The organism is Nonomuraea sp. MTCD27, from assembly GCF_041950495.1.
GTDB lineage: Bacteria > Actinomycetota > Actinomycetes > Streptosporangiales > Streptosporangiaceae > Nonomuraea.
Genome location: NZ_JBGNUW010000021.1, coordinates 161974 through 175894 on the forward strand (window position 1 = coordinate 161974; position 13921 = coordinate 175894).

At 70.6% G+C, this 13921-nt stretch carries 11 protein-coding genes; 9 read left to right on the forward strand and 2 right to left on the reverse strand.

Annotated features, from left to right (window positions below):
- Nucleotides 1–13: 13 nt before the first annotated feature.
- The 7 genes from ACBJ59_RS46755 to ACBJ59_RS46785 all read left to right on the forward strand — a co-directional run bounded on the left by ACBJ59_RS46755 (nt 14) and on the right by ACBJ59_RS46785 (nt 7864).
- A complete protein-coding gene (locus tag ACBJ59_RS46755) occupies nt 14–847 on the forward strand; it encodes a PHP domain-containing protein (RefSeq protein WP_375116533.1) in 834 nt (277 codons plus the stop codon).
- 379 nt (nt 848–1226) lie between these two features.
- Nucleotides 1227–2564 (forward strand): extracellular solute-binding protein, encoded by a 1338-nt coding sequence (locus tag ACBJ59_RS46760; RefSeq protein WP_364112230.1) that lies wholly within the window; start codon nt 1227–1229, stop codon nt 2562–2564.
- A 57-nt stretch (nt 2565–2621) separates the two neighbouring features.
- Complete coding sequence (locus ACBJ59_RS46765; protein WP_375116534.1) at nt 2622–3578, forward strand: carbohydrate ABC transporter permease; 957 nt, start codon at nt 2622–2624, stop codon at nt 3576–3578.
- Nucleotides 3575–4405, forward strand: a complete 831-nt coding sequence (locus tag ACBJ59_RS46770; RefSeq protein ID WP_375116535.1) for a carbohydrate ABC transporter permease — start codon at nt 3575–3577, stop codon at nt 4403–4405. Before ACBJ59_RS46765 ends, ACBJ59_RS46770 begins: the two co-directional genes overlap by 4 nt.
- Entirely contained in the window at nt 4402–5811 is a 1410-nt protein-coding gene (locus tag ACBJ59_RS46775; RefSeq protein ID WP_375116536.1) for a GH1 family beta-glucosidase, read from the forward strand. Before ACBJ59_RS46770 ends, ACBJ59_RS46775 begins: the two co-directional genes overlap by 4 nt.
- Nucleotides 5792–6790 carry a LacI family DNA-binding transcriptional regulator gene (locus ACBJ59_RS46780; protein ID WP_364112222.1) on the forward strand — a complete coding sequence of 333 codons (999 nt, stop codon included), beginning with the start codon at nt 5792–5794 and terminating at the stop codon, nt 6788–6790. The genes ACBJ59_RS46775 and ACBJ59_RS46780 overlap by 20 nt, the downstream gene beginning before the upstream one ends.
- 78 nt (nt 6791–6868) lie before the next feature.
- Entirely contained in the window at nt 6869–7864 is a 996-nt protein-coding gene (locus ACBJ59_RS46785; protein WP_375116537.1) for a phosphotransferase family protein, read from the forward strand.
- On the opposite strand, the gene ACBJ59_RS46790 is transcribed toward ACBJ59_RS46785, so the two are convergent.
- Both ACBJ59_RS46790 and ACBJ59_RS46795 read right to left on the reverse strand, forming a co-directional pair.
- Nucleotides 7808–10036, reverse strand: coding sequence for a M64 family metallopeptidase (locus ACBJ59_RS46790; RefSeq protein WP_375116538.1), 2229 nt, complete (start codon nt 10034–10036; stop codon nt 7808–7810). The genes ACBJ59_RS46785 and ACBJ59_RS46790 overlap by 57 nt on opposite strands.
- Nucleotides 10037–10083: 47 nt before the next feature.
- Nucleotides 10084–11082 (reverse strand): anti-sigma factor domain-containing protein, encoded by a 999-nt coding sequence (locus ACBJ59_RS46795; RefSeq protein WP_375116539.1) that lies wholly within the window; start codon nt 11080–11082, stop codon nt 10084–10086.
- 120 nt (nt 11083–11202) lie between these two features.
- Between ACBJ59_RS46795 and ACBJ59_RS46800 the strand changes: the two genes are divergently transcribed.
- Nucleotides 11203–12399 carry an FAD-dependent oxidoreductase gene (locus ACBJ59_RS46800; RefSeq protein WP_375116540.1) on the forward strand — a complete coding sequence of 399 codons (1197 nt, stop codon included), beginning with the start codon at nt 11203–11205 and terminating at the stop codon, nt 12397–12399.
- Nucleotides 12400–12490: 91 nt separating this feature from the next.
- The gene (locus ACBJ59_RS46805) at nt 12491–13828 is read left to right on the forward strand and encodes a class II 3-deoxy-7-phosphoheptulonate synthase (RefSeq protein ID WP_364112212.1); all 1338 of its coding nucleotides are present in this window, start codon (nt 12491–12493) and stop codon (nt 13826–13828) included.
- Nucleotides 13829–13921: the final 93 nt, after the last annotated feature.

Genomic DNA, 13921 nt, shown 5'->3' on the forward strand with positions numbered 1-13921 from the left:
AGTAGTGGAACCCTTGACGCCATCACTGGACGGCCACGTGCACAGCGAGTGGTCCTGGGACGCCCCGGCGGGCTCGATGGAACGCTCCTGCGCGCGGGCGGTGCACCTCGGCCTGCCGGCGATCGCCTTCACCGAGCACGTCGACCACACGGTCTGGACGATCGTCCCCGACCCCGACGACCACCTCGCGACGCTGACCACGCCGGAGGGGCGGCTGACCCCTCCGGCGTTCGACGCGCTCGGCTACCTGGAGGAGATCGACAGGTGCCGGGACCTGTTCCCGGACCTGCGGATCCTGACCGGCCTGGAGCTCGGGGAGCCCCACCGGCACACCGCGGCCGTCGCGAAGGTGCTCGGCGCCGGCCGGTTCGACCTGGTGCTCGGCTCCCTGCACTGCCTCCCGATCGGCGACGGCTTCGCCGAACCGCCAGGCCACTACGAGCGCCGGGCCGCGGCCGACGTCGTCCGGGACTACCTGGCCGAGGTCGCCCGGCTCGTCGCCGGGAGCGACGTGTTCTCGGTGCTGGCCCACATCGACTATCCGATCCGCTACTGGCCGGAACGGACGGCGGGCCCGTTCGACCTGGCGGCGTTCGAGGAGGAGTTCCGGCACGCGCTGCGGGCGACCGCCGCGTCGGGCCGGGCTCTGGAGATCAACACGCGCCTGCCGCTGAACCCGGCGATCGTGCGGTGGTGGCACAAGGAAGGCGGGGACGCGGTCACCTTCGGCAGCGACGCCCACGACCCCTCGTCCGTGGCCCACGGGTTCCGGGAGGCGGCGGACATGGCGGCGGCCCACGGGTTCCGGCCGGGGCGGGACCCGTACGCCTTCTGGGGGCGGCGATAGGCCCACCGCACGAGACAAATCTTCTCACTATCTGGACGGAGATCGGGACGCGACGGCCCCGCCGCCGCACTCCCCCGGCGGCGTGACTGCCGGTTGTCAGCGGGGGCAAGGGCAGGCTGTGCGGGTGACATGCCCTTGATGCGACACAAAAGATGTCTCTTGTGGTGGGAGCGCTCCCAATCAGCTCTTTGGGCTATTTATCGTGGAAAATCCGGTTTCACAGTTGTAAACCGCACCATAGGTAACGGTTGCGTTTCGCGGGATTGACGTCCAGACCCCGCAAGTGCACCCTTTGTGGGAGCGCTCCCAAAGTCTCCCACCGCGGCGGAGCGCGTGCCGCGGTGCACCTCCCCACCATTCACCCGAGAAGGGGTCCACCATGATGATCAGCAAGCGTCGCGGCGGTCTTGCCGCGGCCTCGGCCCTGGCCGCGGCGGCGCTGGCCGTCGCGTCCTGTGGTTCCGGCAGCACGCCGGAGTCCAGCGCTCCAGCGTCGTCAGCGGCGGCTGAGCCGGTCACGATTCGCGTCCAGACGTTCGGCGGCGGCTCCAACTTCGGCTACAAGAACGCCGTCGACAAGTGGAACGCCGAGCACAAGGACATCCAGATCAAGTACGAGAACCTGACCGACCAGTTCGAGCAGCAGTACTGGCCGCAGATGATCCAGTGGCTCCAGGCCGGCAGCGGCGCGGGCGACGTCGTCGGCATCGACGAGGGCGGCATGGGCCTGGCCAAGGCGCGCAGCGAGTGGTGGGCCGACCTGAAGGAGTACGGCCTGGAGTCGCGCAAGGCCGACTTCCCCGCGTGGAAGTGGGAGAACGGCGTCGCGGCCGACGGCAAGGTGTTCGGTCTGGGCACCGACATCGGCGGCATGAGCATCTGCTACCGCACCGACCTGTTCAAGAAGGCCGGGCTGCCCACGGACCGCGACAAGGTCAGCGCGCTGTGGCCCACGTGGGACGAGTTCATGAAGGTCGGCCAGCAGTTCCAGTCGAAGGTCAAGGACACCAAGTGGGCTGACGGCACCAACACGCTCTACCAGGTGGTGCTCTACCAGGAGGCGGCCAAGAACGGCAACGTCAGCTACTTCGACACCAGCAACAACCTCATCGTCGACAAGAACCCGGCGGTGAAGACGGGCTTCGACTTCGCCCAGAAGATGAGCCAGCAGGGCCTGACCGCCAAGCTGCGCAACTTCACCGACGAGTGGGCGGCGGGCACCCAGAAGGGCGCGTTCGCCACGGTCGGTTGCCCGTCGTGGATGCTCGGCGTGGTCAGCGGCAACGCGGGCGACGCCGGCAAGGGCCAGTGGGACGTGGCCGCGGTGCCCGGTGGCGGCGGCAACTGGGGCGGCTCCTGGCTGGCCGTGCCGAAGCAGTCGAAGCACCCGAAGGAAGCGGCCCAGGTGGCCGACTACCTGACGCAGGCCACGACGCAGGCGAGCATCTTCACCGACTTCGGGAACATGCCGAGCAACACCAAGGCTCAGCAGGACCCGGCCGTGCAGGGCGCGAAGAACGAGTTCTTCAACGACGCCCCCATCGGTGAGATCTTCGCCAAGTCGGCGTCGAGCCTCCAGCCGGTCTTCCTCGGCGTGAAGCACGCCCAGGTCAAGAACGCCATCGAGTCCGTCATCCAGGGCATGGACGACGGCTCCGTCCCCTACGACAAGGCCTGGCAGCAGCTGGTCGACGACGCGGTCAAGGCCGCGGGCTGATCTCCCCGCCCGGCCCGCCAGGAGCGGGCCGGGCATGTTGCCGCTGAAAGGTCTGTTATGAGCCTCGACACCCTTCCGCGGGCGGCACGGAACACCCACCGCCGTGACCGCCCGCCCGGCCGCCGCTGGCGTTCCAGAATGGACGTCAAGGCGATGCCGTACGCCCTGGTGTCTCCCTACTTCCTGCTGTTCGCCGCCTTCGGGCTTTTCCCGTTGGTCTTCACGCTCTACTACTCGCTCTACGACTACGACCTGGCCGGGACCACGGAGTGGGCCGGGCTGGGCAACTACACCGCGCTGCTGGGGGACGACGACTTCTGGCGGGCCGTGGTGAACACGGTGGGCATGTTCGTGCTCGCCACCGTCCCGCAGATGCTGCTCGCGCTGTTCCTGGCCAACGCGCTGAACAAGCGCTTCCGGTTCCGCCTGGCGATCCGCATGAGCGTGCTGCTGCCGCTCGTGACGTCGGTGGTCGCCGTCTCGGTGGTGTTCACGCAGCTGTACGCCCGCGACTGGGGCCTGGTCAACTGGATCCTGGGCCAGTTCGGCATGGAGACCACCAACTGGCGGGCCGAGCGGATCCCGTCGTGGATCGCCATCGCCACCATGGTCGACTGGCGCTGGACCGGCTACAACGCGATCATCTTCCTGGCCGGCATGCAGACGATCCCGCGCGACCTGTACGAGGCCGCCGCGATCGACGGTGCCTCGCGGCGCAGGCAGTTCTGGCAGATCACGCTGCCGATGCTGCGCCCGACCATGATCTTCGTGGTGCTCAACTCCACGATCGGCGGGCTGATGTTGTTCGCCGAGCCGATCACGTTCTACAACGGCAACCCCGACGGCGGGTCGCAGGGACAGTTCCAGACGGTGGCCATGTTCATCTACAAGCAGGGCTTCCGTGAGTACGACTACGGCTACGCCTCCGCGGCCGCCTGGCTGCTGTTCCTGCTCATTCTCGTTGGCGCGCTCATCAACTTCCTGGTCGTGCGCAGGATCGGGGGCACGAAATGACCAACTGGTCACCGACCATCATCACCAGGGTCATGCTGGCCGTGGCCATCGTCCTGTCGGCGTTCCCGCTGTACTGGATGCTGGTCATCGCCTCGCGCACCAACGCCGACGCGATCGCGGTGCCGCCCGTGTTCCTGCCGGGCGGGAACCTGGGCGAGAACATCGTCGCGGTGCTCAACAACGAGGACGCCAAGTTCCTGACCGGCCTGACGAACTCGTTCATCGTGGCGAGCGTCGTCACCGTCTCCGTGGTCATCATCTCCACGCTGGCCGGCTTCGCCTTCGCCAACCTCAGCTTCAAGGGTCGTAACCTGCTGCTGCTGCTCGTGCTGCTGACGATGGCGGTGCCGCTGCAGCAGATGGGCGTGGTGCCGCTCTACCGGCTCATGGTGAGCCTGGAGTGGACGGGCACGCTCACGGCGGTGATCCTGCCCTACCTGCTCAACGGGTTCGGCGTGTTCCTGATGACCCAGTACACCCGGCAGGCCGTGCCGATGGAGCTGGTCGAGGCCGCCCGGGTCGACGGCGCGGCCACGCTGCGCATCTGGTGGAACGTCGTGCTGCCGGCCGTGCGTCCGGGCATGGCCGTGCTCGGCATCAACACGTTCATGCTCATCTGGAACGACTACATGTGGCCGCTGATCGTGCTGACCCCGGACAACCCGACGGTGCAGACCGCGATCACGAACCTCAACGAGCGGTTCTCCACGAACTACACGTTGATCTTCGCAGGTACGGCGCTGTCCATCATTCCGCTCATCGCGGTATTCATCGCATTCGGCCGCCAGATCGTCGGCGGACTCATGGAAGGTGCGGTCAAGGCGTGACGACTCAAGAGGAACAGACGCGTTCCGGCCTGCGCTTCCCCACTGGCTTCGCGTTCGGCGCGGCGACGTCGGCGTACCAGATCGAGGGCGCCGTCGCCGAGGACGGCCGCGGCACCTCCATCTGGGACACCTTCACCAAGACCCCGGGCAGGGTGCTCAACGGCCATCATGGTGACGTCGCCATGGACCACTACCACCGGTTCAAGGAAGACGTCGCGATCATGGCGGACCTGGGCCTGACGGCCTACCGCTTCTCGGTCTCCTGGCCGCGCATCCAGCCGACCGGCTCCGGCGCGGTCAACCAGAAGGGCCTCGACTTCTACCGGCGGCTCACCGACGAGCTCCTCCGGCAGGGCATCGACCCCTGGCTGACCCTCTACCACTGGGACCTGCCCCAGGCGCTGGAGGACCAGGGCGGCTGGCCCAACCGTGACACGGCCTACCGCTTCGCCGAGTACGCCTCGGCGGTGCACGAAGCGCTGAAGGACCACGTACACACCTTCAGCACCGTCAACGAGCCATGGTGCGCCGCGTTCCTCGGCTACGCCTCGGGCGAGCACGCCCCGGGCAGGCGCGAGCCGCAGAACGCGATCAGGGGCGCGCACCACCTCAACCTCGCGCACGGGCTGGCCGTCCAGGCGATGGGCGCCCGGCGGGTCGGCGGCTGCGTGAACCTGTACGCGGTCACCCCCGCCACCGACAGCGAGGCGGACCTGGACGCGGCCCGGCGCATCGACGGGCTGCAGAACCGGTTCTTCCTCGACGCCCTGCTGACCGGCCAGTATCCGCAGGACGTGCTCGACGACCTGGGGATGGACCCGGAGGTCATCCAGCCGGGCGACATGAAGACCATCGGTTCGCCCATCGACGTGCTGCTCGTCAACTACTACAGCCGCTTCACGGTCTCGGGAGCACCAGGCGGCAGGGCGTCGGCGGCGGCGGCCCCCACGGACTCGGCTTCTCCGTGGGTGGGCAGCGAGCACGTGTCCTTCGTCAACGGCGGCCGGCCCGTCACCGCGATGGGCTGGGAGATCGACGAGGGCGGCCTGGTGGAGATCCTCACCCGGGTGGCGCGGGACTACCCGCCGATCCCGATGGTGGTCTCGGAGAACGGCGCCGCCTTCGACGACGTTCTCGTCGACGGCCGGATCCACGACCGGGAGCGGCAGGCGTACGTGGAGGCGCACCTGGGCGCCTGCAAGGAGGCCATCGAGGCGGGCGTGCCCCTGGAGGGCTATTTCGCCTGGTCACTGATGGACAACTTCGAGTGGGCCTGGGGTTACGGCAAGCGCTTCGGCCTGGTACATGTGGACTTCGAGACCCAGGAACGGCTGCTCAAGGACAGCGCGCTCTGGTACTCGGAGATCATCCGGCAGAATAGGCGCCATGAACCGACCGACTCTTGAGGCAGTCGCGGCTCGGGCCGGGGTAGGCCGGGGCACGGTGTCGAGAGTCATCAATGGCTCGCCGAACGTCAGCGCCAAGGCCCGCGAGGCCGTTGAGCTGGCCATCCGCGAGCTGGGCTACGTGCCCAACCGTGCGGCGCGGGCCCTGGTCACGCGCCGCACGGACACGGTGGCGCTGGTGGTGTCCGAGTCCCAGTTCCGGGTCTTCGACGAGCCGTACTTCGCGGGCACCATCCGCGGCATCGGCTCGGCGCTGGCCGAGACCGGGTTGCAGCTCATCCTGGCGATGGCACGCACCCCGGAGGAGCACGCGCGGCTGGAGCACTACCTGACGGGGCAGCACGTCGACGGCGTGCTGCTCCTGTCGCTGCACGGCGCCGACCCGCTGCCGGGCAGGCTCGAGGCGATGGGCGTGCCGACCGTGCTCGGCGGCCGGCCCGTCGGCCTCGACCCCTACAGCTACGTGGACATGGACAACAGGGCAGGAGCCCGGCAGGCGGTCAAGCACCTGCTGGGCCTGGGCCGCACCGGCATCGCCACGATCGCCGGCTCCCAGGACATGGGCGTGGGCGTCGACCGCCTCTCGGGCTACCGCGACGCGCTGCTGCCCTCGGGGCTGCCGGAGCTGGTGGCCTACGGTGACTTCTCCGAGCACAGCGGCGCGGCGGCGATGACCGAGCTGCTGCGGACGCATCCCGAGCTCGACGCGGTCTTCGCCGCGTCCGACCCGATGGCGCTGGGCGCGATGCGCGTGCTCAAGGCCGCGGGCCGGGCGATCCCCGGCGACGTGGCGGTGATCGGCTTCGACGACTCCAAGGCCGCGCTGCACGCCGACCCGCCGCTGACCACCGTCCACCAGCCGACCGAGGCCATGGGCCGGCAGATGGCCCAGCTGCTGGTGGCCCGCATCAACGGCCGGGAGCTGCGCCAGCCCGTCGTGATCCTCGACACGCACCTGGTGCGCCGCGAGTCCGCCTGACGGGGAAGCGCCCCGGCCCGCCGCGGTCCCGGGCGGGGGCGGGGGCGGGGCGCCATGTGACATCGACAGGGAGGTGCCGTGGACAGCAGGACGAAGCGCCGGTTATCGGAGGCAGAGCTGGACGCGCTGGTCCGGCGGGCGGTGGGCACGGGCGTCACCGCCGCCACCGAGCTGACCGACGGCTACGCCAACGCCGTCTGGCGGCTGAAGCTCGACGACGGGCGCGAGGCGGTGCTCAAGCTGGCTCCCCCGCCCGACCTGGAGCAGCTCAGCTACGAGCGCAACCTGCTGCGCATGGAGGCCGCCGCGATCGGCCTGGCGCTGGAGGCCGGCGTGCCGGTCGCCGGGCTGCTGCGGGCCGGGTTCGACGACCCGGTGCTGGGCGGCGACTACCTGCTGCTGGCCGCGCTCGACGGGGTGTCGTGGAACGACGTCAAGCCCGAGGGCGAGGCCGCGCTGCGCCGGGAGCTGGGCGGGCATCTGGCCCGGTTCAACACGGTGACGGGCGAGGTGTTCGGTTACCCGCACGCCGGGATCGTGGGCGCCACGTGGCGGGAGGCGTTCCTGGCGATGGTGGCGGCGCTGCTGGGCGACACCGAGCGCTACCCGACGCCGCTGCCGCGCCCGGCCGCGGAGATCATGGCCGTGTGCGAGGCCGCGGCGCCGGCGCTGGACGAGGTGACGACGCCGCGGCTGGTGCACTTCGACGTGTGGGCGGGCAACGTCTTCCTCGACCTGAGCGGCCCGCCGCGGATCCAGGCCATCATCGACCACGAGCGGGCCTTCTGGGGCGACCCGCTCGCCGAGTTCGTCACGCCGACGATCTTCGGCGAGCTGAAGGAGGACGACCCGCTGCTGGCGGGCTACCGCGAGGTGACGCCGCTGGAGCTCACCCCGGCGGCACGCATCCGGATCGACCTCTACCGGGCCTACCTGTACCTGATCCTGCTGGTCGAGAACGGACCCCGGCAGTACCCGGAGGACGAGTACGCCAGGGTCCGCGATCTCGCGACCGCCTCACTGGGAGAGGTGCTGGACCGCCTCGTACGCGCGGCCCCGGGGGCCGTCCGCTAGGTCGGCGCACCGGCCGCCGCCCTTGACCGTGTTCGGCACGCCGAGGTCCACGGGCGTGTTCCCCGGGCAGGCGAGCGCGCCCCTGACCATGGTGCCCGACAGGACCGGTGCCGTGTTGCCGCTCAGCAGCGCGGCGCCGCGCAGGTCGGCGCCCACGATCGTCAGGTTCCCGGCCCCGCTCACGGCGAGCGCGCCGCTGACGCGGGCGCCGAGCAGGTGCACCTCGGCGGGCCCGGCCGCGGTGAGCGCGCCGGTGATCCGGCCGCCGGTCACCACCAGCGAGGCGCCCGGCCGGACCGTGACCGCCCCCGTGACCTGGGCGCCGTCCAGGCAGGTGACGCCGTCGGCGACGGTGAGCGCGCCCTGGTGCGTGCCGGTGACCGTGCGGGTGCACGCCGGCGGCGGGGCGATGGTGGTGACGGTGAAGTCCTCCGGCTCGCCGTAGTTCCCGGCGGCGTCGATGGAGCGGTACTCGATCGTGTGCCGGCCGCGCGGCAGCTTGCCGTACACGAGGGAGTCGATCACCGTGCCCTGTTCGGAGTACGTCCACGGCAGCTCCGAGGACGTGGGCCAGCCGAAGTAGTTGAACCAGCCGTCGCCGTCCACCCGCGACTCCGACACCACGTACCCGTCGCGGTCGTCGGAGCCGGTGAGCCGCATGGTGAAGGGGCCGTTGTAGACGTAGGTGTGGCCGGACCTGGCCAGCGGCCGGGACAGCTCGTACCCGGTGTCCGGCGCGGTGGCGTCGACCGTCCACGTCAGCGTCCGGCCGCCGAGGCTGGCGGTGAGCGTGTGCGTGCCCGGCTTCAGGTCGCGCTCGCCCAGGTCCAGGTCGGTGCCCGTGAACCGGTCGCCGTTCAGCGTCCAGGTGACCTCGGGCACGGCCGCGGCGGGGTGGGTGGTCTCGACGTACACGACGTCGTCGCGGCCGAGCGGCCGGTCGGTGGGGGTGGAGGAGACGAACGCGGGCTCGACGCCGTCCGGCGGGGTGGTGCGGGCGGTGTCCACCGTCCAGGTGCGGGTCCTGGTGATGGCGGTCCTGATCGCCGGGTCGCGGACGAACCCGGTCGGGTCGGAGACGGTGGCGGTGACCGTGTGCGTGCCCGGGGCCAGGCCGAGCGTGCGCAGGTCGAGCGTGTCGCGGTCGCCGGGGAGGTCCTTGCCGTCCACGTTCCAGGTGGTCGTCAGGGAGTGGCTGACGGGGCGCATCGGCTCGACCCAGAGCACCCGGTCGGCGCCGACCGGCGCGCCCGTCGGTGTGGAGTCCTGGATCACCATGGTCTTGGCGGTGATGCGCTGCACCATGACCTCGCGGCTGACCTGGTCGAAGTAGTAGCCGAGGGTCTTCATCATCGAGTGGGCGCTCGGCCGCCAGACACCGCTGGTGTAGTACAGGCCGCCCTCGTAGCGGCCGATCGGGCCGCCCGACTCGCTGGGCTCGCCCAGCCAGCGCCACCACTTCCTGCGCTGGTCGCGCAGCTCCTGCTCGGTGAGCAGCGTGTGGTGGGCGCTGGACGGCTCGGGGCCGGTGTAGGCGCCGCCGGGGACGCCGCGCTGGTAGTAGTCGTACTCGTCCTGCAGGCCGCCCAGGGAGTGGCCCAGCTCGTGCGGGCTGATCAGGGCGGACATGCTGTTGCTGCCGGAGGCGGTGGCGTACGAGCCGCCCGCGCCGCCGTACGTGCCGCTGTTGCCGAGGGCGAGGATCTGCCGGTTGCCGGAGGAGGTGCCGGTGACCAGGTCGGCGTAGCGGGTGGCGGCGGCGTTGTCCATGGTGATCAGGCGCTGGACGCTGTTCGGGTTGCACCGGCCCCAGAAGCCCATGCTCAGCGGCGTCGTACGGCGCGGCGCGTCCAGACCGGGGTCGCAGCTGATGCCCGACTCCCCCGAGACGATGTCGATCCGGTAGACGTTGATGTAGTTCCGGTACGACTTGAACGGCTCGATCGACCACATCACGTTGAGGTGCCGGTCGGCGTCGGCCCGGAACCGGGCCTGCTCGGCCTCGGTGTAGCCGTCGCCCATGATGATCAGGTTGAATCGTTTGGCCGTCGTGCCGGTGACCTGCACGGGCACGACCGTGGCGGAGCCCGGTTCGGCGGTGGCGCTCGCCGGGGTGGCCGGTGACACGCATAACATGGCGGCGGCCAGCACCAGGGCCGCGAAAGTACGCATGAGATGCACTATCGGTCCGTCAGGCCCGGCAGTCCATCCCGATTCGATCACGCCTCGGGCAGCTCGGCCAGCATGACGGGCTGGGTCGTGGGCTTGTCCGAGCCCCGCGCGGGCTCGACGGTGAGCGCCACGCGCTCGTCGCGGTCCAGCGGCGTGACCACCACGGGCGGGCTCACCCCGTCCCGGCTCCGGTCGAGCAGGCCGGCGGGGCGCGGCCCGTCGGGGCCCATCAGCCACAGCTCGTACACCTGCGTGTCCGGCAGGTCGGCCAGGCCGGACGAGGTGAACACCATGCGTCCCTCGGCGCGGGAGATGACGAGCGTGCCGGTGCCGCCGGTGGTGACGGGCTGCCGCATCGTCTCGGCGTCCGGGGCGGCCAGCACGGCGATCATCTCCTCGTTCCTGGTGGTCAGGTCGCCCAGGTCGCGGCGCGCGTCGATGGCGACCGCGCCGAGCGCGACCGCGGCCGCCGCGGACACCGCCGACAGCGCTGCCAGCACCTTCGTACGCCTGCGCCGCAGCGGGACCACCTGCCCTCCCTCCGGGGTCACGGGGATCTCCGGCGCCATCCGGAACGCGGCCTCCGGCGGCAGGCTGAGCGTCGGCGGGTCGGTGACCTGCCGCCCGCCCGGGAGGCCGCCCGGGAGGCCCATCGTGGGGGCGTCGGGCGGCAGGGCCGCGGGCGCGCGCTCCCTCGGCGGTCTCCAGACGGTCGGGCTGTCGTCGGCCACCCGCTCGGGCCAGTGGCCGGGCCAGCCGTCGGGCCGGTCAGCGGACCGGCCGTCGGACCGGGGATCGGACCGGGGATCGGACCGGGCATCGGGGGGCCGTGACCGGTGTGCGGCGTCGAGGAGGCGGATCCGAAGTCCGGCGGGCGGTGGCTCGGCCACCGCCTCCGCCAGCCTCGCGGCCGTCTCCCGCAGGCGGCGCACCTCGGCCGCGCATCCTTGACAGGCGTGCAGGTGCTCCTCGAACAGCACCCACTCGGCGTACGGCAGTGCGTGCACGGCGTAGGCGCCAGAGAGGGTGTGGAGTTCGTCCTTCATCGTCCACTCCCTGGTGTGAGAGGCGGCTCACGCATGTACTTCGGCTGTTCGGGCACGCCGGATGGCTCTGATGCTTGCTCTTTTCACATGACGTGCGAGAATTTCATGGGGTGATGAATTATGGGCTGCGTGATAGCGGGCGGCGGCCCCGCCGGAGCGATGCTCGCCCTGCTGCTGGCCAGGGCGGGCGTCGAGGTGACGCTGCTGGAGAAACACGGCGACTTCCTGCGGGATTTCCGGGGTGACACGATCCACCCCTCGACGCTGCAGGTGCTCGACGAGCTCGGGCTGGCCCAGGAATTCCTGGAGCTCCCGCACCGCAAGGCGTACGGGCTCAAGATGGTCTCCGACATCGGCGACATCAGGCTGGCGGACCTGCGCAGGCTGCCCGGCAGGTACGGCTACATCGCGTTCGTGCCGCAGTGGGACCTCCTCAAGCTCATCACCTCGGCCGCCGGGCGCTACCCCGGGTTCCGGCTGCTGATGAACGCCGAGGCCCATGACCTGATCCGCGAGGGCGGCGCCGTGCGCGGGCTGCGCTACCGGGACGGGTCCGGCGAGCACGAGATCAGGGCGGACCTGACGGTCGCCGCCGACGGGCGGCACTCGGTGCTGCGCGGCCGGGCCGGGCTGGTGCCCGAGAGCCTCGGCGCGCCGATGGACGTGGTGTGGTTCCGGCTGCCCAGACACGCCGGTGACCGGGACGACACGTTCCTGCGCGTGTCGTCGGGGCACATGATGGTCGCGATCAACCGGGAGACGTACTGGCAGCTGGCGTACCTGATCCCCAAGGGCGGCTACGACACGCTGCGAAAAAGCGGCATCGACGCCCTGCGCGGCCCGGTGGCCGAGCTGCTGCCGTGGCTGGCGGAGCGGGCCGGGCAGATCGCCGGCTTCGACGACGTCAGCGTGCTCACGGTCGCGCTCGACCGGCTGCGCCGCTGGCACCGGCCCGGCTTCCTGTGCATCGGGGACGCCGCGCACGCCATGTCGCCGGTGTTCGGGGTGGGCGTCAACCTGGCCGTGCAGGACGCGGTCGCCACGGCCAACCTGCTGGCCGGGCCGCTCAGGGCGGGCGCGCCGATCCCCGAGTCCACGCTCCACCGGTTGCAGCGGCGGCGCATGCTGCCGACCCGGATCACGCAGGCGGCCCAGCGGCTCGTGCAGAACCGGGTGATCAGCCCCGCGCTGTCACGGCGCTTCGACCCCTCCAGGATGCCGCGCGACCTGACGAGGATCCCGGTGATCAACCGGGTGGCGGCGCGCTTCATCGGCCACGGTGTCAGACCCGAGCACGTGACAGTAAAGGAACTTTGACTTCCTCTGGGTTCGTACGCGTATAACCGCATTCTCACAACGTGGACAAGGGGGTCGGTGGGGTCGAGCCAGTGGAATACCCTCGTATCTCGTGAGCAGCAATCTCGTGGATCTCGATTCCTGGCGAGCCCTCCCCGCGGCGCAGCAGCCTGACTGGCCGGACCGCGGCGAGCTCGACAAGGTTGTCGCCGAGCTCGGCGGCCTGCCCCCGTTGGTCTTCGCCGGCGAGTGCGACCAGCTCAAGGAGCAGCTGGCCGCCGTCGCCCGTGGCGAGGCGTTCGTCCTGCAGGGCGGTGACTGCGCCGAGACCTTCTCCGGCGCGACCGCCGACAACGTGCGCCAAAAGCTGAAGACGCTGCTGCAGATGGCCATCGTGCTGACCTACGCCGGCCGGGTGCCGGTCGTGAAGATCGGCCGGGTGGCCGGGCAGTTCGCCAAGCCGCGCTCCAAGGGCACCGAGGTCCGCGACGGCGTCGAGCTGCCCGCCTATCGGGGCGACATGGTCAACGGCTTCGACTTCACCGCCGAGTCGCGCCAGCCGGACCCGTGGCGGCTGCTCAAGGCTTACCACTCCTCGGCCGTGACCCTCAACCTGGCGCGGGCGTTCACCAAGGGCGGCTACGCCGACCTGCGGCAGGTGCACGCGTGGAACCAGGACTTCGTGGGCGAGTCGCCGGCCGGGCGCCGCTACGAGCAGCTGGCCAGGGAGATCGACCAGGCGCTGGCGTTCATGCGGGCCTGCGGGGCCGACCCCGAGGAGTTCCACACGGTCGAGTTCTACTCCTCGCACGAGGCGCTCATCCTCGACTACGACCGCGCGCTCACGCGGATCGACTCGCGCACCGGGCTGCCCTATGACGTGTCGGCGCACATGGTCTGGATCGGCGAGCGCACCCGCCAGCTCGACGGGGCCCACGTCGACTTCTTCGCCAAGATCCGCAACCCGATCGGCGTCAAGCTCGGCCCCACGACCACGCCGGACGAGGCGCTGGCGCTCATCGACAAGCTCAACCCGGCCAACGAGGCGGGGCGGCTCACGTTCATCACCCGGATGGGCGCCTCCAAGATCCGCGAGCACCTGCCGGCGCTGGTCAAGGAGGTCACCGCCACCGGGGCACGGGTGGCGTGGATCTGCGACCCGATGCACGGCAACACGTTCGAGGCGCCGAGCGGGCACAAGACGCGCCGCCTCGACGACGTGCTGGACGAGGTGGCGGGCTTCTTCGAGGTGCACCGGTCGCTCGGCACGCACCCCGGCGGCATCCACATCGAGTTCACCGGCGACGACGTGACGGAGTGCGTGGGCGGCGGGCACGAGATCGGCGAGACCGACCTCGCGACGCGCTACGAGACGGCGTGCGACCCCCGGCTCAACCGCAGCCAGTCGCTCGACCTGGCCTTCCGGGTGGCCGAGCTCTACCGCGGCTGACCTGGCGCGCGGGCCGGACACCCTCCGGCCCGCCCATGGGGCCTGAGTGATTTAGGTCTCATTGCCGGACGTAAGCGAATTCCGGTGAATTGA

Coding starts and splice junctions, on each gene's coding strand:
- ACBJ59_RS46780 (WP_364112222.1), top strand. CDS start 5,792: ATGAACCGACCGACTCTTGAGGCAGTCGCGGCTCGGGCCGGGGTAGGC.
- ACBJ59_RS46765 (WP_375116534.1), top strand. CDS start 2,622: ATGAGCCTCGACACCCTTCCGCGGGCGGCACGGAACACCCACCGCCGT.
- ACBJ59_RS46795 (WP_375116539.1), bottom strand. CDS start 11,082: ATGAAGGACGAACTCCACACCCTCTCTGGCGCCTACGCCGTGCACGCA.
- ACBJ59_RS46790 (WP_375116538.1), bottom strand. CDS start 10,036: ATGCGTACTTTCGCGGCCCTGGTGCTGGCCGCCGCCATGTTATGCGTG.
- ACBJ59_RS46760 (WP_364112230.1), top strand. CDS start 1,227: ATGATGATCAGCAAGCGTCGCGGCGGTCTTGCCGCGGCCTCGGCCCTG.
- ACBJ59_RS46800 (WP_375116540.1), top strand. CDS start 11,203: ATGGGCTGCGTGATAGCGGGCGGCGGCCCCGCCGGAGCGATGCTCGCC.
- ACBJ59_RS46770 (WP_375116535.1), top strand. CDS start 3,575: ATGACCAACTGGTCACCGACCATCATCACCAGGGTCATGCTGGCCGTG.